Origin of the sequence: Streptococcus oralis subsp. oralis, assembly GCF_002096495.1 — a bacterium.
Lineage (GTDB): Bacteria > Bacillota > Bacilli > Lactobacillales > Streptococcaceae > Streptococcus > Streptococcus oralis_CU.
The window spans coordinates 1-964 of the sequence record NZ_NCUO01000004.1 but is presented as its reverse complement, the minus strand read 5'-3'; the positions used below and the strand labels follow the sequence as shown (position 1 = coordinate 964).

Sequence of the window (964 nt, the reverse complement as noted above, 5' to 3'; positions counted from 1 at the left end):
TCGAGCTCACTGAAGCTGATTGGCTTGAACTTACTGAAGCTGACTGGCTGGAGCTTGCTGAAGCGGATTGACTTGAGCTCACTGAGGCTGACTGACTCGAACTTGTCGACGCCGACTGACTTGCACTTGCAGAGGCAGATTGACTCGAGCTTACCGAAGCAGACTGGCTAGCACTCGCTGAGGCTGACTGGCTCGAACTTACTGAGGCTGATGCTGACTGACTTGAGCTCACCGATGCGGATTCACTTGAACTTACTGATGCGGATTGACTTGAGCTCATTGACGCTGATTGACTCGCACTTGCTGAAGCAGACTGACTTGAGCTTACGGACGCTGACTGGCTAGCACTTGCAGATGCTGATTGGCTCGAACTTGCTGAAGCGGATTGACTCGAGCTCACTGAAGCGGATTGACTCGAGCTCACTGACGCTGATTCACTTGTGCTTACTGAGGCAGATTGACTCGAGCTTACCGAAGCAGACTGGCTTGCACTCAATGATGCAGATTGACTAGAGCTTACTGAGGCAGACTGACTCGAACTCGCTGAAGCAGACTGACTAGCACTCACTGAGGCGGATTGGCTCGAGCTCGCTGAGGCGGATTGACTCGAACTTACTGATGCGGATTGACTGGCACTCACTGATGCTGATTGGCTCGAACTTACTGAAACAGATTGACTAGCGCTTACTGAGGCTGATCGACTGGCACTTGCCGATGCTGATTGACTTGAGCTCACTGAAGCTGATTGACTCGCGCTCGCTGAAGCGGATTGGCTCGAACTTACCGATGCTGACTGACTCGAGCTCACTGAAGCTGATTGACTTGAGCTCACTGAAGCTGATTGGCTGGCGCTCGCTGAAGCGGACTGACTCGAACTTACTGAAGCGGATTGACTCGAGCTCACTGAGGCTGACTGACTCGAACTTGTCGACGCCGACTGACTTGCACTTGCAGAGGCAGATTG

At 52.7% G+C, this 964-nt stretch carries 1 protein-coding gene; it reads right to left on the bottom strand.

Annotated elements, in window-relative coordinates; genetic code table 11:
• On the bottom strand, window positions 1-964 hold a 964-nt coding region (locus B7717_RS00030; RefSeq protein WP_193432024.1), incomplete at both ends, for a hypothetical protein.